At 41.2% G+C, this 257-nt stretch carries 1 pseudogene; it reads right to left on the bottom strand.

Annotated features, from left to right (window positions below):
- Positions 1-116 (bottom strand): annotated as a pseudogene (locus SB658_RS25395) (hypothetical protein); the annotation flags it as partial.
- Positions 117-257: the final 141 nt, after the last annotated feature.

The following is a 257-nucleotide window of genomic DNA, read 5'->3' as shown; positions in this document are numbered from 1 at the left end:
ACTTTGATGTCGACCCCTAGTTGCTCAGCAGCTATTTTTAATGCCTCAGCTGCCATAAATGTATGTGCAATGCCTGTTGGACAGCCAGTTGCAGCGACAATTTTTTTACGGCTCATGTCTATTCCCCCTTATATCTTGTCAATGTGTACTTGATCAATTAATGAATGAATGTCATGTAAATCACTTAAGCCTTTAGAAAATGCAGTAGATGCGCCTGTTGCAATGCCGTAACGTAAGCATTCTTCAGGTGAATGACC

It is taken from the genome of Bacillus sp. SIMBA_008, assembly GCF_046535495.1.
GTDB classification, from domain to species: Bacteria; Bacillota; Bacilli; order Bacillales; family Bacillaceae; genus Bacillus; species Bacillus subtilis.
This window is presented reverse-complemented; position numbering and strand designations above follow the sequence as displayed.